Genomic DNA, 17,824 nt, shown 5'->3' with positions numbered 1-17,824 from the left:
GGGTGCTCCAGGGAAAGCCGGCGTCTCACTCCGCTGGAACACCCCTCATCCGTCTCGGCGCTTGCGCGCCGATCCACCTTCTCCCACAAGGGGAGAAGGGAAGGTCGCGCCCTCCTACATCCTAAGCCGAATTGACCCCTGCCCCTCAACATGCCAAAGCCCCGGCAAGCCTACCATCTGGAGACGTGCTGATGACCGACCGCATCGAGATCGCCGGGTTGCAAATCGCCCGGGAGCTCCATGACTTCGTGGCCGAGGAGGCCGCACCCGGCACCGGCATCGACCCGGAAAAATTCTGGGAAGGCTTTTCCGCCATCGTCCATGATCTCGCACCGAAGAACCGCGCCCTGCTGGCAAAGCGCGACGCCATGCAGGAAAAGCTCGACGGCTGGTATCGCGAGAACGGTGCGCCGGTCGACATGGCGGCCTACAAGAACTTCCTGAAGGAGATCGGCTATCTGGTGCCGGAAGGGCCGGCCTTCGGCGTCTCGACCGAACATGTCGATCCGGAGATCGCGGTCGTCGCCGGGCCGCAGCTCGTCGTGCCGGTGATGAACGCGCGCTATGCGCTCAACGCCGCCAATGCGCGCTGGGGCTCGCTCTATGACGCGCTCTACGGCACCGACGCCATTCCCGAGACCGGCGGCGCCGAGAGGGGCAAGGCTTTCAATCCCACGCGCGGCGCGAAAGTCATCGCCTGGGCGAAGGATTTCCTCGACCAGTCCGTGCCGCTGACCACCGGCAAATGGGCCGGCGTCAACGGGCTCTCGGTGGCGAATGGCGCGCTGAAGGTCGGCGAAGGCGCCGGCGCCACCACGCTCGCCGACCCGAAACAGTTCGCGGGCTTCCGCGGCGATGCCGCCACGCCGGAGGCCGTGCTTCTGGTGAAGAACGGCCTGCATATCGAGATCGTCATCGACCACGCCAGTGAGATCGGCAAGACCGATCCGGCCGGCATCGCCGACGTCTTCCTCGAGGCGGCCTTGACCACCATCCAGGACTGCGAGGATTCGGTCGCCGCCGTCGATGCCGAGGACAAGGTCGTCGTCTATCGCAACTGGCTCGGCCTGATGAAGGGCGATCTGGCGGAAGAAATCACCAAGGGTGGCAGGACTTTTACCCGCAAGCTCAACCCGGATCGCCGTTACACGGCGCCGAACGGCGGCCAGCTTCTGCTGCCGGGACGCTCGCTGATGCTGGTGCGCAATGTCGGCCACCTGATGACCAATCCGGCGATCCTCGACCGCGACGGCCACGAGGTGCCGGAAGGCATCATGGACGCGGCGCTCACCGCGCTGATCGCGCTGCACGATGTCGGCTCGAACGGGCGGCGGGCGAATTCCCGCGCCGGCTCGATGTACGTCGTGAAACCCAAGATGCACGGGCCGGAGGAAGTCGCCTTCGCGGTGGAAATCTTCGACCGCGTCGAGGCGCTGCTCGGCATGGCGAAGAACACCATCAAGATGGGCATCATGGACGAGGAACGGCGCACCACCGTCAACCTCAAGGAAGCGATCCGCGCCGCAAGAGAGCGCGTCGTGTTCATCAACACCGGCTTCCTCGACCGCACCGGCGACGAGATCCACACCTCGATGGAAGCCGGCCCGATGATCCGCAAGGGAGATATGAAGCAGGCCGCCTGGATCTCGGCCTATGAGGCCTGGAATGTCGACATAGGGCTCGAATGCGGGCTCGCCGGCCACGCCCAGATCGGCAAGGGCATGTGGGCGATGCCTGATTTGATGGCGGCAATGCTGGTTGAGAAGATCGCCCATCCCAAGGCCGGCGCCAACACCGCCTGGGTGCCGTCGCCGACGGCGGCGACTTTGCACGCCACGCATTACCACAAGGTCGACGTGCACGCCGTCCAGGCGGCGCTGAAGAGCCGGCCGAAGGCCAAGCTCGACGACATTCTGTCGGTACCCGTGGCGGTGCGGCCGAACTGGACGCCGGACGAGATCCAGCGCGAGCTCGACAACAACGCGCAAGGCATCCTGGGCTACGTCGTGCGCTGGATCGACCAGGGCGTCGGCTGCTCGAAGGTGCCCGACATCAACGATGTCGGCCTGATGGAGGACCGCGCCACGCTGCGCATCTCCTCGCAGCACATCGCCAACTGGCTGCGCCACAAAGTGTGCTCGGAAATCCAGGTCCGGGATTCGCTGCAGCGCATGGCGGCGATCGTCGACCGCCAGAATGTCGGCGACCCGCTCTACCGCCCGATGGCGCCGGACTTCGACAGTTCGATCGCCTTCCAGGCCGCCTGCGACCTGGTGTTCAAGGGGACGGTTCAGCCCAACGGCTACACCGAGCCGGTGCTGCATGCCCGGCGGCTGGAGCTGAAGGCGAGGGAGCAGGCCTGAGGCCGGTAGCGCCGGCGCCCCTCCCCTTGAGGGCAGGGCAATCGCATATGGCGCTCCCCCCACATTCGTCTACGCCATGCACACATCCCCTGTGATTGGCGTGACTGATCAGGCCGAGGCTTGATTGCCACGTGGTTCCCCCAATCCGTCGCTGCTTCGCAGCGCCACCTTTCCCCCCTCCGGAGGGAAAGGAAGGGAGCCTTGCTGGACGAGCGTTGACGGCAAAAGGCTTGGCGCCTTTCCTCTACCCCGTCGATCGGGGGAGAGGTGGCTCGGCGAAGCCGAGACGGAGTGGGGGTCGACCAGCGCAGCATAAGACAATGCATGCGCCAAGCTGCCATGCACGCTATTGGCCGGTGCATCGGCCGGAATGCGCGCGAAACGATCGATCACATAGATGACATGTCGAGGTGATCGGCGGCGCCTTGACGATCTGTCATCTACCTACTAGTTGGTAGGTAGTTCAAACGAGAGATCTCATCATGTCTGCACAAATGAATGATCAAAGCCGTGCCCTGTCTTCAAACGCGTGGCTCAAAAACTATTATTATCTGCGGTTTGCCGTATCGGCTGCCTGGGTCGCGGCGGCCCTCACCGTCGCGAAGACCGGCTCACCGCTCGCTGCCGTCATGCTGGTGGCCTACCCTGCCTGGGACGCGCTTGCGAATTATCTCGACGCGCAGCGCAGCGGCGGGCTCGGCCGCAACAAGTCGCAGCTGCTCAACTTGGTCGTCAGCATCATCACCGCGATTGCCGTTGCCGCCGCGCTTGGCCGCAGCATGAGCGCGGTGCTTGCGGTCTATGGTGTCTGGGCCGTCGTCTCCGGCGCGCTTCAGCTGCTGACCGCGGTGCGCCGCTGGAAAATCAACGGCGCCCAATGGGCGATGATCCTGAGCGGCGCCCAATCGGCGCTGGCGGGCTTGTTCTTCGTAAAGATGGCGTCGGGCATGGAGGCCATTGGCATCGCCAATGTTGCGCCCTATGCCGCTTTCGGCGCCTTCTACTTCCTCGTGTCCGCCGTGTGGCTGTCGGTCGGCGGCGCCCTTCGCAAGTCGCCGCGGGCCGTGAGTTGAGGTTTTCTCCGCCGGACGTTAGAGCAGTTCATCGTTTCACGGAAACGCTGAACTGCTCCACCATTTGTTTTTACGCAATTTCGGACGGACAACCGCTATACACTTTTCCTGGAATTGCTCTTGGCATGTCTATGAACAAGCCCTCGAACACTGCCGATGGCATCCTGGCCGCCGCGCGAAGCTTCATCGTCGCCGGCGGCTATAACGGGTTCAGCTACGCCGATATCGCCGAGGTAATCGGTATCCGCAAGGCCAGCATCCACCATCATTTCCCCAGCAAGGTCGACCTGGTGCAAACCCTGGTCAGGCGCTACCTGGAGGATGCCGTCACAGGCATGGCGGAGCTTGAGCGCAACGTGCCTGAGCCGCCTGAATTGCTTCGAACCTACGCCGGCTTCTGGGCTCGCTGCATTGAGGACGCGAGCCGGCCGTTCTGCGTCTGCGCACTGCTCGCTAGCGAGCTTCCGGCCCTTCCGCCCGAGGTTGCCGTGGAAGTCCGGGCGTATTTTCAGTTTCTCTCGGGTTGGCTGACCGGCGTCATCGAGCGCGGCGCCGCGCAAGGCACACTGGCAATTTCCGCCGTGCCGCGCGTCGAGGCGGAGGCCTTCATGGCGACCGTTCACGGGGCGATGCTTTCCGCGCGAGCCTATGGCGATACAGCGGCTTTCGCCACGATCATGGCGCCGACACTACAGAAGCTGATCCCCGAGGCCGGTTGAAGAGGAACTCGGGGCGGAGAAACGGACCGGGCCTCCTTGCAGGTTCCTTGATTACGCTGCCTGCGCCATCCGCTCCGCGCTCATCCGGTAGGAAATCGCCTCGGCGAGATGGATGCGGCCCACGGTTTCGCTGGCGTCGAGGTCGGCCAGCGTGCGTGCCACTTTGAGCACGCGATGATAGGCCCGCGCCGAGAAAGCGAGCTTCTCGCTGGCGTCCTTGAGCAGCGTCAGCCCGGCCGCGTCGGGCTTGGCGATTTCCTCGATGATCGCAGGCGGGCAATGCGCGTTGGTGGTCACGGACGCGCCCAGGCTCTCGAGCCGCTCGCGCTGCAGGGTCCGGGCGCGGGCCACGCGCTGCGCCACCGCCGCGCTCGTCTCGGCGCGGTCGGGCCGGATCAGGTCGCTCGCCGAGACCGCCGGCACTTCGATCCGAAGATCGATGCGGTCGAGCAGCGGGCCGGAAATGCGCGCCTGGTATTCGGTGCGGCAGCGCTCGCCGCGCAGGCAGCGATAGCCGGGTTCGCCCGACATGCCGCAGCGGCATGGGTTCATCGCCGCCACCAGCTGGATGCGCGCCGGGTAGGTGACGCGGTGGTTGGCGCGCGCGATCACGCAGTCGCCGGTCTCCAGCGGCTGGCGCAGCGCGTCCAGCGTCTGCGGCGTGAATTCCGGGAACTCGTCGAGGAAAAGCACGCCGTGATGGGCGAGCGACACCTCGCCCGGCCGCGCCCGCAAGCCGCCGCCCACCATCGCCGCCATCGAGGCCGAATGATGCGGGGCGCGGAACGGCCGCCGATCCGTCAGCTTACCTTCGCCGAGCTCGCCGGCGACGGAAGCGATCATCGAGACTTCGAGCAATTCCTTCGGCGCCAGCGGCGGCAGGATCGAGGGCAGGCGCTGCGCCAGCATCGACTTGCCGGAGCCTGGAGGGCCGACCATAAGGAGGTTGTGACCGCCGGCGGCCGCCACCTCCAGCGCCCGCTTGGCGCTTTCCTGGCCCTTGATGTCGGCGAGGTCCGGCAGGTCGCGCGCCGCGACCTGGATGCCGGCCTCTGGCCGCGACAGCACCTGCGTGCCGCGAAAATGATTGGCGACGGCGATCAGGCTGCGCGGCGCCAGTATGTCGAAATCCTTGCCGGCCCAGGCTGCCTCCGGCCCGCAGGCGAAGGGGCAGATCAGGCCTTTGCTTTCGGCATTGGCGCCGATCGCCGCCGGCAGCGCGCCGGCCACCGCCGTGATGGTGCCGTCGAGCGACAGCTCGCCGAGCACGACATAGCCGGCCAGCATGTCGCCGGGAATGGCGCCGAGTGCTGCCATCAATCCAAGCGCGATCGGCAGGTCGTAATGGCTGCCTTCCTTGGGCAGGTCCGCCGGCGCAAGGTTCACCGTCACCTTCTTCGACGGCATCGACAGGCCCGACGCATGGAGCGCCGCCTGCACGCGCTCGCGGCTCTCGGCCACCGCCTTGTCCGGCAGCCCGACGATCTGCATGCCGACCTTGCCAGGTGCTACCATCACCTGGACATCGACCGGCACGGCCTCGATGCCCTGGAAAGCCACCGTGCGAACCCGCGCCACCATCTTTACCGAGCCCCCGATACAGACTCGCGCGCGGCTTTGCGATCAAGCCGCGAGCGAAGTCGGGTTAGACAACCACAGATTTGCGCAGCGCGCAAGAACATTACGGGAACACAAGGGCGGGCGCCGCCCAGCGACGATCCTGGGGCCGAGGTGATACGCAATCCGGCGCTGCGCAGCTGGTACGGTCAAGCCATCGGTGCGGCGCCGCGCCGTTCGAGCGCGGTCTTGCGGATGACTTCCGCGATCTCCGGGCTGCTGCTGCACAGCATCTGGAAATCCGCCGAGTGCAGCGACAGCAACGAAACCGCCGTTGTGGCGCTGACGGTCGCCATGCGCGGTTCGCCGGTGATCAGCGCCATCTCGCCGAAAAAGGCGCCAGGGCCAAGCTCCACCGGCTTCGGTGTCGCGACGCTGACGCGCCCCTCCACGACGAAGAACATCCGATCACCAGGCTCGCCACTGCGGCAGATCACGGCGCCCGCCGGCACGATGCGAGGTCGTAGCGCGCGCACGATCTCGACCAGCGCGGCCGGGCCGAGCCTCTGAAACAACGGCACGGCGGCGACCAATTGCCAATTGCGGACGAAATCCCCGCGACGGACTTCTTGAGCGAAGCCGGTGGCCAGAATGCCAGCCCAGAGCGCGAAGATGCCGATGCCGCTCATCATGACCAGCCCGGCAAGGACGCGTCCGGCGAAGCTTTGCGGAATGGCGTCGCCATAGCCGGTGGTGGACAGCGTGACCACAGCCCACCACATCGCCTGGGGAATGCTGCCGAACTTTTCCGGTTGGATGTCGCGCTCGATGACATAGGCCGCGAGCGCGACACCGAACAGAACGACGCCGAAGACGGTGGTGACGCCGATCAGGTTTCGCGCTTCGTTGGTCAGAACCCTGCCCAGCAGCGGAAAGAAAGTCGAGTCGCGCAGCGGCTTCAGCAGCCAGACGGCACAATAGAGGCTCCAGTCGGGCCCGCCGACGAGCAGAAATGCGACGAGTGGAACCAAGACCGCGAGCACATCGATGGCGATTGTCGGCGTCCGAACGTCTCCCGCCCGGCGCTTGAGCAGCGTCGCTGCCATCTGCAGAAGATAGGCGCCCCAAATGACCGCGAGCACGGCAGCCAGAGCCAGTCTGCCAGATCCGGACATGTCCGGTATCGTGAGCGCAGCCACCGCCAGAAGCCCGGGCGCGGCCAGCACCGCGTTGAGCGGCATGTAGAGTCTTGAGGAAGACAGTACCGACATTCTTTGCCCACTAGCCGCGACTGCCCTCCAAAATAGATGCCTTCGAGGCAAGCGCAAAGGTGCTTGCTGTCGCTGCGAAACGATCCGAATGTATGAAGCCGGTCCTCAAGACGGATGACGGAACCCGCGAGGCGTCCACGCAGGGCGCGCCCTGCACGATATCGCCCAGGCCACGACGCCTGGGTGCAAGGCAAGGAGCGCTTCGTCTGTATCGGGGGTGATGAGCGCCGAGCAGCACGTCAGGCCGGCTGAGAGCAACTTCAGCGCGAAGCAGGTCTCCGTCAGATAGCGCTGTTCGCCGTTTCGTGAACCGGAGGCGCTGCTATCGCCTTTTGTCTTCCACGCAATCCCAGAACAGGCTGGCGATGTCGGCTCCACCGAAACGCTGCACTTCGCGAATGCCGGTCGGCGAGGTCACGTTGATCTCGGTCATCCAGTCGCCGATCACGTCGATGCCGACGAGGATGAAGCCGCGTTCCCTGAGCGCTGGGCCGATGCGGGCGCAGATCTCGCGCTCGCGCTCCGTCAGCTCGGTCTTCTCGGCGCGGCCGCCGACATGCATGTTGGAGCGCGAGTCGTGCTCGGCCGGCACGCGGTTGATGGCGCCCACGGGCTCGCCGTCGATCAGGATGATGCGCTTGTCGCCCTTGCGTACATCCTTGAGGTAGCGCTGCACGATATAGGGCTCGCGGAACAGCTGGCCGAACATTTCGAGCAGCGAGGCAAGGTTGCGGTCGGCCTCCTGCAGATGGAAGATGCCGGCGCCGCCATTGCCGTAGAGCGGCTTGACGATGATGTCGCCGAACTCCCTGCGGAAGGCGGCCACTTCCCGGGGGTCCTTGGTGATCAGCGTCTCCGGCATCAGCTCCGGAAATTCGGTGACGAAGATCTTTTCCGGGCTGTTGCGCACCCAGGCCGGGTCGTTGACCACCAGCGTCTTCGGATGGATGCGTTCCAGGATATGCGTGGTGGTGATGTAGTTCATGTCGAAGGGCGGATCCTGCCTGAGCAGCACCACGTCCATCTCCGACAGATCCGTGCGCACCGGCTCGCCCAGCGAATAGTGGTTGCCCTTCTCGTCGCGCACCTGCATCTCCTCGACGCGCGCGAACACCTTGCCGCCCAGCATCGACAGTCGATCGGGCGTGTAGTGGAAGAGCTTGTGGCCGCGCCGCTGCGCTTCCAGCGACAGCGCGAAGCTCGTGTCGCCGACGATCGACACGGTGGAGACATGGTCCATCTGGACGGCGATCTTCAGCGGCATCTGCAGTCTCCGGTGAGCTCTGCCGCCGATATAAGGAAATCGGCGGCGTCTGCCAATCGTGCTCGCTTGGTGCAGAAGCTCAGCGGTCGAAGACCAGTCGGGAATAGCCGAGGAAGGACAGCGCCATGGCGACGATCGAGGCGACCGCCAGCGCCGCTAGCGGCGGCAGGGCCGGCAGCGCGAACAGGAAGGCGCAATAGACGAGATAGTTGACGATGCTGGTGGCGACACCGACGCCGCCATAGCGCACGCCCTCCTGCGCGATGCCCCGGCTCGACGGCGCGAAGGTCAGGTGCCGGTTGAACTGCCAGGTGACGGTGAGCGCAAAGCCGATCGAAAGCACGCGCGCCGCCAGCGGCCCGAGCGGCGTGACGGCAAGCAGCAGCCAGAGCGCGACCGCGTCGGCGACGAAGCCGATGCCGCCGGCAAGGACGAAGCGGGTAAGCCGGCCCATCAGGCCGCCCGCGAGGCCTTGCCTGCCTCACCCTTAAGCGGTGCCTGCCCGTTGGCGCCTGCGCGGCGCTCGCCGCGGCCGGAGGGGATCGAAAGATAGAAGATGCGCTTCTGCTCGGCCCGGCCGCGCGACACGGAATCGAGGATCAGCCCGGTCACCATCGACAGCATGGACAAGAGCAGCATGCCGACCGACAGCACCCAGGTCGGCATGCGCGGCACCAGCCCCGTCTCGGCGAACTCGATCAGCACCGGTATCATCAGGCCGATGCTGGCCGCCAGGAAGAACAGGGCGAATGTGCCGAAGAAGCGCAGCGGCTGCGTCTCCTTCATCAGCATGGCGAACATCCACAGAATCCTGGCGCCGTCGTGGAAGGTCGACAGCTTCGACGAAGAACCTTCCGGGCGGCGGCCGTAGTCGAGCGCCATCTCGCTCACCGGCAGCTTGAGCTGCGAGGCATGGACCGACATTTCGGTCTCGATCTCGAAGCCGCCGGAAACCGCCGGGAAGCTCTTGACGAAGCGCCGCGAAAAGACCCGGTAGCCGGAAAAGATGTCGGTGAAATCGGCGCCGAACAGGCCCTTGTAGAGCCGGTTGAAGATGCGGTTGCCGAAGGCGTGGCCGGAGCGGCCGGCGTCGTCGGTCACGCCGCGCCTGGTGCCCACCACCATGTCGGAGCGCTCCGTCTGCAGGACGTTGATCAGCTGCGGCGCATCCTCCGGCGCATAGGTGCCGTCGCCGTCGGCCATCACATAGATGTCGGCCTCGATGTCGGCGAACATGCGGCGCACGACATTGCCCTTGCCCTGCCGCGGTTCGCGCACGACGATCGCGCCGGCGGCGCGGGCCTTGAGCGCGGTCAGGTCCTTGGAATTGTTGTCGTAGACATAGATCGACGCTGACGGCAGGGTCTCGCGGAAACGCCGCACGACCTCGCCGATCGTCAGCTCCTCATTGTAGCAAGGCAGCAGCACGGCGATCGCCGGTTCGTTGCGGACTTCGTGCGGCATGTCTGTCTCCGGTGCCCGGCTTGAGCCCTCCGGCCGCGCCAATGCCGGCATCTCAGGGCCGCTTTACTATTTATTGAAGCCGTTAAGGCTAGGTTTAAGCCTCTAGCTCCAAAGGCCTCGACCATGAGCGCAGCCAAGGACGGCGCCGCCACCTGGAAGTTCGATTTCATGCTGGCGTTACTGGCAACGCTGGCTGCCTTCGCGTTCAACGCATGGATGGGCTTCAGCGCGCTGGCCGATGTCGACAACGACAATCTGATGCGGCTGGTCGAGGTTCGCGATCTGCTCAACGGCCAGGGCTGGTTCGACCTGCACCAGTACAGGATGGGCCTCGAGGGCGGCTTCGTCATGCACTGGTCCAGGCTGGTCGACACACCGATCGCCGCCATCATTCTGGCCGCCTCCGCGCTGACCGGCAGCAGGCCTCTCGCGGAGGAGATCGCGCAGGTGCTCTGGCCGACGCTGCTGTTCTGCTCGGCGCTGTTCTTCACCATCCGCGCGGCGCGCGCATTCGCCGGCCGCAGCGCTGTCTTGCCTTCCGTCATCGTCGGCGCTGCCGGCTATCAGTTCCTCGGCATCTATTCGCCGGGCGCGCTCGACCACCATAATGTCCAGCTGATGCTGACCATGGCGAGCCTCGCTTTGCTGCTCGAGGCCCCGGTCCACCGGGCGGCAGCGCTGTTTTCCGGCCTCTGCGCGGCGCTGACGCTCGCCGTCGGCATGGAAACCGTTCCCTATGTCGCCACCATCGGCGTCTGCGTATCGCTGCTTTTCGTCGCCGACGCGAGCGGCGAGCGCGGGATCGCCAGGGATTTCGGTTTAGGCTTCGCCGGCGTATCGAGTCTTGTCTTCCTCGCCACCGTCCCGGCCTCGGCATGGGGCGAGGCGCAATGCGACGCCTTCTCGACCGTGCAGTTCGTTGTCGCCGCCATCGCCGGCGTCGGGCTTTCGGCCATCGCTTCGGTCGAATTCACCGCGCGAAGCCGGTGGCACCGTCTGTTGTCGCTCGCCATGCTGGCCGTGGCCGTCGGCCTGGTCACGCTCGCGCTGTTCCCGCAATGCCTGGCCTCGCCTTATGCCGACCTCGATCCGCGCCTCAAGGAGTTGTGGCTGGACCACATCAGCGAAGCCCAGTCGCTGTTCGCGCTGATTGTCGATACGCCGGCGCTGGTGGCGGCGCGCTACGCGACGCCGCTGGTGGCGATCGTCCTGATGGCGCGGCGTTTCGGTCGCGGCGGTTGGCGCCGTCAGGACAGTCTCGTTGCCGCGCTGCTTCTCGTCGCCTTCGGCGTTGCCGCCTGGCAGGTGCGCGGCTCGACATTCTCGATCGCCCTTGCCGTGATCCCGCTGTCCGCCTGGATCGCGACATGGCGCGCGCGGGCGCAGAACAATTCCTCGCTCGCCGTCGCCATGCGTCTCGCCGCGGTCTGGCTTGTGTCGATCAATCCGGTCTGGATGGGCGCCGCCGCGGCGACCTCGACGGCATTGGAAAAAAAAGCGCCCGTCGCGGACGCCGGCGACATCGACAGGGATTGCGGGAAGGACGCCAGCTTCGCGGCGCTTGGCCGCATGCCCGAAACCGCCGTGCTCGCCCCCTCCGACATCGGGTCGCCGATCCTGGCCTTCTCCGGGCATCGCGTCTTCGCCGGCCCCTATCATCGCAATGTCGCCGGCAATCTTCTGGTGCTGGACGCGTTTCTCGGCACGCCGGACGAGGCGCGCAAGATCGTGGAGGCGCATCGCGTCGGCCTCGTGGCGATCTGCCGCGGCAGCTTCGAAAGCGTGATGCTGGTCAAAAAGGCACCGCGCGGCCTCCTTTCCGACCTGCTTCAAGGCAGCGTTCCGGACTGGCTCGAGCCGGTCGCCGAGACCAAAGCCAGCCCGATCGAAGTCTATCGCGTCAGGCGAGCCGGCTAAGCGTCGCGCAGACTCCGGCGAGCGCTCGAAAAATCGATTTTCCGATACTTTTCCTAAACGCTTTGCTGCCAGTCTGAGGATAAATACCGCGATCACAACAGGGACATGATGCAAACGACGTTTGGCACCGGGCAGCCAGGCAGGGAAAACACGGATCTGGCCTTCACCGATCCGCTGACCGGACTTGGCAACCATCGTCGCTTCTTCGACAAGGTCGATCGCCTGATCAGCGACCGCGCCGACGATCCCGCGCCCTTCACGGTCGGCATCCTCGATCTCGACGGTTTCAAGCCGATCAACGACCTGTTCGGCCACAAGGCTGGCGACGACATCCTGATCCAGGTGGCGATGCGCCTGCGCGCCTCGATGGACGGCTATTCCACCGTCTGCCGCATCGGCGCCGACGAGTTCGCCTTCCTCTACCCGATGGTGTTCAGCGAGGAGCAGGCGGCCGAGAAGTCGCGCATGCTGATCGAGATCCTGTCGGCGCCCTATGACGTCGGCGAGCGCACCGCGAGATTGTCGGCCTCGGTCGGCTGCTCGCTGTTCTATTCCGGCGACGAGACCACCGAGATCCTGATCAACAAGGCCGAGACCGCGCTTTACCACGCCAAGCGCTCGGGCCGTGGCCGGGTCGTCGTCTACACCCGCGAGATGGAGGAGGCCGCAAAACGCGTCACCCGCATCGAGCAGGCGCTGCGCCGTGCCGTCTCGGCCGGCGAGGTCGAGCCGCATTTCCAGCCCATCGTCGATCTCAACAGTCGCCGCACCATCGGCTTCGAGACCCTGGCCCGCTGGACCGACCGCGATCTCGGCATGGTGCCGCCGAACGTCTTCATTCCCATCGCCGAGGAGCGCGGCATCATCGGCCCGCTGTCGCAACTGGTGCTGCGCAAGGCGACCGAATCGGCCCGCAGCTGGCCGAAGGACTTGTTCTTGTCCTTCAACCTGTCGCCCTCGCAGCTGGTCGACCAGAACACCGGCCTGCATATCCTCGCCATCCTCGATCGCACCGGCTTCGATCCGCGCCGGCTGGAGATCGAGATCACCGAAACCGGCCTGATGACCGATCCGGCTTCGGCCGAGAAGATCGTCGAGGATCTGCGCCGGGTCGGCATCCGCGTCTCGCTCGACGATTTCGGCACCGGCCAGTCCTCGCTCGGGCGGCTGCGCGAATTCCATTTCGACAAGCTCAAGATCGACCGCGCCTTCGTCTCCTCCATCCTCGACGACCGGCCCTCCGAACACATCATCCGCGCCATCCTCGCCATGTGCGAAGGGCTCGGCATGGATGTCGTGGCCGAAGGGATCGAGGAGGAAGCGCAGGCCGACCGCCTCGTCCAGTTCGGCTGCGCCGGTGGCCAGGGCTACCTGTTCGGCAAGCCGGTCGATGCCGACGCCACGCTCGGCTACCTTCGCGATTCCTACCGCGGCGCGCTGCATGCCAAGGCGATCTGACAACGTCTGTTGATATTCAGGTGAGGCCGGTCTGCAAATGGCGGCCTCCTGCGCTTCCGGCCTTCGCCGGCCGAAGCATTCACGAATGGTTTGGCAGCTAAATTAAGGCTGCAGCCGGCATAGGCCGGTTCTCGGATGCCACCATTTTCGACTCGGCCTGACATGAATCTCAACAAACCTTGAGCTGCTTCCGGGGAGGAGGTGCAGATATCATTTGTCGGACATAAGCTACTGAATTCGCCTTTTCTCCCTTGCCCCGGGGGCCGGCATGGCTAGGATGCGCGCCGGCCAAAGGGAGAAAGAAATCATGATGCCATCGGCGCGTTTCGCCGACCTCGACGGCGCTTCGGTGCTGATCACCGGCGGCGGTTCCGGCATCGGCGCGGCGCTGACCGAGGGCTTCATGCGGCAGGGCGCCAAGGTCGCCTTCATCGACATCGCCGACAAGTCCAGCACGACGCTCGCCGACCGCCTCGAAAAGCAGCTCGGCCGGCGGCCGCTCTACCTCAAGACCGACCTGCGCGACGTCGAGGCGCTGCGCGCCGCGGTGGCCAAGGCGGCAAAGGCGCATGGCGACGTCACGGCGCTCGTCAACAATGCCGCTCTCGATGACCGCCATGAGGTGAAGGACGTCACGGTCGAGTTCTGGGACAACAATCTTGCCATCAACCTGCGGCCGCATTTCTTCACCGCCCAGGCGGTGGCGCCGGGCATGAAGCGCGCCGGCGGCGGCTCGATCATCAACTTCAGCTCCACGTCCTATCTCATCAACCACCCCGACCTGCCGGCCTACACCGCCGCCAAGGCGGGCATACTCGGCCTCACCAAGGGCCTTGCCGGCAAGCTCGGCGCCGACGGCATCCGCGTCAACGCGGTTGCGCCAGGCTGGGTGATCACCGAGCGCCAGCGCGAACTTTGGGTCACCGAGGAGGCGCTTGCCGCCCATGTCGCCAAGCAATGCATCAAGCAAGTCATGCAGCCGGACGACATCGTCGGCACGGTGCTGTTCCTGGCCTCGGATGCCTCGCGCATGCTGACGGCGCAGATGCTGATCGTCGACGGAGGCGTGCTGTGAGCGGCGCGCCGGCGGTCGCCGCCCTCGACTGGGGCACGACGAGGCTCAGGGCTTGGCTGCTCGATGCCGCAGGCCATGTGCTAGCGGAGCGGCGCGGCGACGACGGGCTGATCACTGCGCGCGAAAAAGGCTTTGCCAAGGTGCTTGAAGGCCATCTCGCCGCCATGGGCGCGCCGGAGGCCTTGCCCGTCATCATCTGCGGCATGGCGGGTTCCCGCCAGGGCTGGATCGAGGCGCCCTATGTCGCCGTGCCGGCGCCGATCGGCGCCATCCTTGCAGGCGCTGCCCGCATCGAAGGCTCGAGCCGCGACATCCGCATCGTTCCGGGCCTCGCCCAGCGCCTGGCCGACGCGCCGGATGTCATGCGCGGCGAGGAAACGCAGCTTGCCGGCGCCGGTTTGCCGGCAAAGGGTCGCCATCTCGTCTGCATGCCGGGCACCCATTCGAAATGGGTCGCGGTCGAGGACGGCGCGGTCGCCGGTTTCGGAACCTGGCCGACGGGCGAGCTGTTTTCGGTGCTTGCCGCGCATTCGATCCTGAAGCATTCGCTGGGCGAGCATCCGGCGCCCGTCGCGTCGGACAGCCCGTTTTTCCGCCAGTGGTGCGGCCAGGCGCTGGGCGAGGGCGGCGACGTCACCTCGAAACTGTTCGCGATCCGCGCCGCCGGGCTGCTGCAGGATTTGAAGTCAGACGAGGCGGCGGCCTGCCTGTCCGGTCTCTTGATCGGCGGCGAGATCGCTTCGGCCAAGCGCCGCTATGGCGCCAGCGAGGCGCCGGTGGTGTTGATCGCCTCCGGCGCGCTGGCCGCGCTCTACGCTGTCGCTCTCGGGCTCGCCGGCCTTGCCTTCCGGATCGTCGATGCGGATGAAGCGGTGCGCGCCGGCCTCGTCGAGGCCGTGCGCGAAAATGGCATGATTGGAGGTGTCGCGTGACGCAGACTGCGCCTTTTCCGAAATTGAAACGCGGTCTCGTCGCCATCCTGCGCGGGCTGAAGCCGGGCGAAGCGGTAGCGATCGGCAAGGCGGTCCATGATGCCGGCATCGAGGCGATCGAGGTGCCGCTGAACTCGCCGGAACCGTTCGTCTCCATCGCCAGCATCGTTGAGGCGTTGCCCAAGACCGCGCTGGTCGGCGCCGGCACGGTGCTGACGGCCGCCGATGTCGATGCCTTGCACAAGGCCGGCGGCCGGCTGCTGGTCAGCCCCAACATCGATGCCGAGGTGATGGGTCGCGCGATGCATCACGGCATGGTGACGATGCCGGGCGTGTTCACGCCCACGGAAGCTTTCCAGGCGATCCGGCTCGGCGCCTCGGCGCTCAAATTCTTTCCGGCGAGCGTGCTCGGCGCCGGCGGCATAGCGGCGGTCCGCGCGGTGCTGCCGGCAACGATCTTGATCGGCGCCGTCGGCGGCGTTTCCGACAAGGATTTTGCCGGCTACAGGGCGGTCGGCGTCAGCGTGTTCGGCCTGGGATCCAGCCTCTACAAGCCGGGCGCCGGCGTCGAGGACGTGGCGCAGCGCGCCCGCGCCGCGGTCGCCGCCTGGGACGAAGCCTTCGGAGGGCAATGATGGACAGCGTTTCGGTTCTCAGCGACCACATTTGCGAGCTTGGCGAAGGCCCGAGCTACGATCCCGCCGCCGACACGCTGTTCTGGTTCGACATCGTCAACGGCAAGCTCCTGGAAAAGCCGCTCGCCGGCGCGCTGAAAATCCATGATCTTGGCGTCATGGCCAGCGCCATCGCCGTCATCGACGATGCCCGCCAGCTGATCGCCACGGAAGTCGGCCTGCAGGTCAGGGACGTCAAGACCGGCAAGCTGACGCTGCACACGCCGATCGAAGCCGACAATCCGCTTACCCGCTCCAATGATTCCCGCGTCCACCCAAGCGGCGCCTTCTGGACCGGTACGATGGGCAAGGCCGAGGGCAAGGGCGCCGGCTCGATCTACTGGTTCTTCAAGGGCGAATTGCGCCGGCTGTTCTCGGACATCACCGTCTCCAATTCGATCTGCTTTTCCGAGGACGGAGCGATTGCCTATTACACTGATACGGCAACCGGACTTCTGATGCGCGTCGCCTGCGATCCGGCGACAGGCTTGCCGAAAGGCGAGCCGAAAGTCTTCGTCGATCATCGCTCGCAGAAAGGCTATGTCGACGGGTCGGTCGTCGACAGCGACGGCGTGCTGTGGAACGCGGTCTGGGGCGGCAAGGCGGTGAAGGCCTATTCGCCCGACGGCACGCTGCTGCGCGAGATTCCGATGCCGGTGTCGCAGCCCTCATGCCCCGCCTTTGTCGGCCAGAAGGGCGACCGCATCGCCGTGACGTCGGCCTGGAAGGGCAAGGACGACAAGCAGCGCGCTCTCGACCCGCAGGCCGGCATGACCTTCCTGCTCGATATTCCGGTCAAAGGTCGCTTCGAGCCGCGGGTGCTGATCGCCTGAGCGGCTGGCGGATTATTGCCTGGCCCGGTCGGTTTCCCGCAAGCCGGCCGCGCCAGCCATGCGATGGTAGCACCTGATTTGCCGGAGCCGTCCATTCCATGCCGCACAGCCAGCCGACGCTGATTCTCGTCCATGAGTCGGAGAAGGCTTGTTTCGACCGGCTCGTCGCCGACGGCTATCCGGCTGAACGCGCCACCGAAATTTCGTCCTATCTGGCGCAGTCGACGGATCTCGCGCCGGAATTCGGCCGGCTCGCCGCCGCCTGCGAAAGGCGCGGCCTCGCTTTCATGGCCGTCGAGCTGGACGATGCGGCTGCGGTGCTGGCGAAGGCCGATCCGCAGGCGACGCTGGTCTGGACGCTGACCGACGGCGTCGCCTATTTCCGCGGCGGTGCAGCGCCCGCCATGGCGCGGCTGAACGGGCTGCGCACCATCGGCGCCGACGATTCGCTGTTCGCGCTCTGCCAGGACAAGTTCCGCTCCGGCGCCGTGCTCGCGGCGCTCGGCCTGCCGGTGCCGCCGGCCGGCCTGGCGCGCAACGGCACGTGGCTGGTCGAGCCGCCGGCCTCGGCCGCCGGCTGGTTCGTCAAGCCCAACCGGCTCGGCGCCAAGATCGGCATCTGGCCCGATTCGCGCATCACCGATCTCAGCCACGCGCTGGAGCTTAGCCGGCGTATTTTTGCCCACTATCGCGACGATGTCGTCGTCCAACCCTATGTCGCCGGCCGCAATGTGCGGGCAAGCTTCCTCGGGTTGAAGCCTCAGACCGGCGTCGAGGCGCTCGGCATCGCCTTCGTCGAGACCGGCGGCGATTTCCAGACGATGGCCGACTCGATGGCGCTCTATGGCGACATCGGCCAGGCCGCCAGGGACGCCGGCATCTATGCCGAGCCGGAACTCGAGCCGGTCGCCGCCAGCCAGCCGGCGGCCGACCAGGCGATCCGCGCCATGGCGCAAAAGCTGATCGCCGGGCTTGGCCTGCGGGATGTCTTCTCGATCGATCTCAGGGTCGAGGCGGACGACACCATCCATCTCATCGAGTTCGAAGTCTGCCCCGGTCTGCCCTGCTTCGATTTTCGCGACTATTGCCGCAGGCAATGGGGCATGAGCCTCGCCGACGCGATGGCCGAGACGGCGGCGAACCGGTTGAGGTCGTGACACTCATGATTGGCTGAGACCTAACAACTTCGTCATTCCAGGGCGGAGCAAGGAGCGAAGCGACGCG

The 17,824-nt window shown here is 65.9% G+C and carries 15 protein-coding genes; 10 read left to right on the top strand and 5 right to left on the bottom strand.

The genetic code is table 11. From position 1 onward, the window contains the following. Positions 1-191: 191 nt before the first annotated feature. The 3 genes from QAZ47_RS03560 (at position 192) to QAZ47_RS03550 (ending at position 4,155) form a co-directional block, all read left to right on the top strand. The gene (locus QAZ47_RS03560) at positions 192-2,363 is read left to right on the top strand and encodes a malate synthase G (protein ID WP_278232530.1); all 2,172 of its coding nucleotides are present in this window, start codon (positions 192-194) and stop codon (positions 2,361-2,363) included. Positions 2,364-2,845: 482 nt separating this feature from the next. Further along, positions 2,846-3,436: a DUF308 domain-containing protein gene (locus QAZ47_RS03555; protein ID WP_278232529.1), complete on the top strand. Its 591-nt coding sequence runs from the start codon at positions 2,846-2,848 to the stop codon at positions 3,434-3,436. A 131-nt stretch (positions 3,437-3,567) separates the two neighbouring features. After that, entirely contained in the window at positions 3,568-4,155 is a 588-nt protein-coding gene (locus QAZ47_RS03550) for a TetR/AcrR family transcriptional regulator (protein ID WP_278233767.1), read from the top strand. A 51-nt stretch (positions 4,156-4,206) separates the two neighbouring features. Here QAZ47_RS03550 and QAZ47_RS03545 read toward each other — a convergent pair whose 3' ends face one another. The 5 genes from QAZ47_RS03545 to QAZ47_RS03525 form a co-directional block, all read right to left on the bottom strand. After that, positions 4,207-5,736: a YifB family Mg chelatase-like AAA ATPase gene (locus QAZ47_RS03545; RefSeq protein ID WP_278232528.1), complete on the bottom strand. Its 1,530-nt coding sequence runs from the start codon at positions 5,734-5,736 to the stop codon at positions 4,207-4,209. A gap of 185 nt (positions 5,737-5,921) precedes the next feature. Then, positions 5,922-6,983, bottom strand: coding sequence for a cyclic nucleotide-gated potassium channel (locus QAZ47_RS03540; RefSeq protein ID WP_278232527.1), 1,062 nt, complete (start codon positions 6,981-6,983; stop codon positions 5,922-5,924). A 322-nt stretch (positions 6,984-7,305) separates the two neighbouring features. Then, positions 7,306-8,247, bottom strand: a complete 942-nt coding sequence (gshB, locus tag QAZ47_RS03535; RefSeq protein WP_278232526.1) for a glutathione synthase — start codon at positions 8,245-8,247, stop codon at positions 7,306-7,308. A 79-nt stretch (positions 8,248-8,326) separates the two neighbouring features. Next, positions 8,327-8,701 carry a GtrA family protein gene (locus QAZ47_RS03530; protein WP_278232525.1) on the bottom strand — a complete coding sequence of 125 codons (375 nt, stop codon included), beginning with the start codon at positions 8,699-8,701 and terminating at the stop codon, positions 8,327-8,329. Beyond that, positions 8,701-9,711 (bottom strand): glycosyltransferase, encoded by a 1,011-nt coding sequence (locus QAZ47_RS03525; RefSeq protein ID WP_278205593.1) that lies wholly within the window; start codon positions 9,709-9,711, stop codon positions 8,701-8,703. Before QAZ47_RS03525 ends, QAZ47_RS03530 begins: the two co-directional genes overlap by 1 nt. A gap of 123 nt (positions 9,712-9,834) precedes the next feature. On the opposite strand from QAZ47_RS03525, the gene QAZ47_RS03520 reads away from it, so the two are divergent. The 7 genes from QAZ47_RS03520 to QAZ47_RS03490 all read left to right on the top strand — a co-directional run bounded on the left by QAZ47_RS03520 (position 9,835) and on the right by QAZ47_RS03490 (position 17,757). Then, a complete protein-coding gene (locus QAZ47_RS03520; protein ID WP_278232524.1) occupies positions 9,835-11,628 on the top strand; it encodes a GtrA family protein in 1,794 nt (597 codons plus the stop codon). A gap of 108 nt (positions 11,629-11,736) precedes the next feature. Then, positions 11,737-13,086: an EAL domain-containing protein gene (locus tag QAZ47_RS03515; RefSeq protein ID WP_278207781.1), complete on the top strand. Its 1,350-nt coding sequence runs from the start codon at positions 11,737-11,739 to the stop codon at positions 13,084-13,086. Positions 13,087-13,393: 307 nt separating this feature from the next. Continuing rightward, positions 13,394-14,161 carry an SDR family oxidoreductase gene (locus tag QAZ47_RS03510; protein ID WP_278232523.1) on the top strand — a complete coding sequence of 256 codons (768 nt, stop codon included), beginning with the start codon at positions 13,394-13,396 and terminating at the stop codon, positions 14,159-14,161. Further along, positions 14,158-15,093 carry a 2-dehydro-3-deoxygalactonokinase gene (locus QAZ47_RS03505; RefSeq protein WP_278232522.1) on the top strand — a complete coding sequence of 312 codons (936 nt, stop codon included), beginning with the start codon at positions 14,158-14,160 and terminating at the stop codon, positions 15,091-15,093. Before QAZ47_RS03510 ends, QAZ47_RS03505 begins: the two co-directional genes overlap by 4 nt. Beyond that, entirely contained in the window at positions 15,090-15,728 is a 639-nt protein-coding gene (locus QAZ47_RS03500; RefSeq protein WP_278232521.1) for a 2-dehydro-3-deoxy-6-phosphogalactonate aldolase, read from the top strand. Before QAZ47_RS03505 ends, QAZ47_RS03500 begins: the two co-directional genes overlap by 4 nt. After that, positions 15,725-16,600: an SMP-30/gluconolactonase/LRE family protein gene (locus tag QAZ47_RS03495; protein WP_278232520.1), complete on the top strand. Its 876-nt coding sequence runs from the start codon at positions 15,725-15,727 to the stop codon at positions 16,598-16,600. Before QAZ47_RS03500 ends, QAZ47_RS03495 begins: the two co-directional genes overlap by 4 nt. Before the next feature lie 98 nt (positions 16,601-16,698). Beyond that, positions 16,699-17,757, top strand: coding sequence for a D-alanine:D-lactate ligase-like protein (locus QAZ47_RS03490; RefSeq protein ID WP_278232519.1), 1,059 nt, complete (start codon positions 16,699-16,701; stop codon positions 17,755-17,757). Positions 17,758-17,824: the final 67 nt, after the last annotated feature.

It is taken from the genome of Mesorhizobium sp. WSM4904, from assembly GCF_029674545.1.
GTDB lineage: Bacteria > Pseudomonadota > Alphaproteobacteria > Rhizobiales > Rhizobiaceae > Mesorhizobium.
The sequence above is the reverse complement of the archived record's forward strand: the minus strand, read 5'-3'. Positions and strand labels throughout refer to the sequence as shown.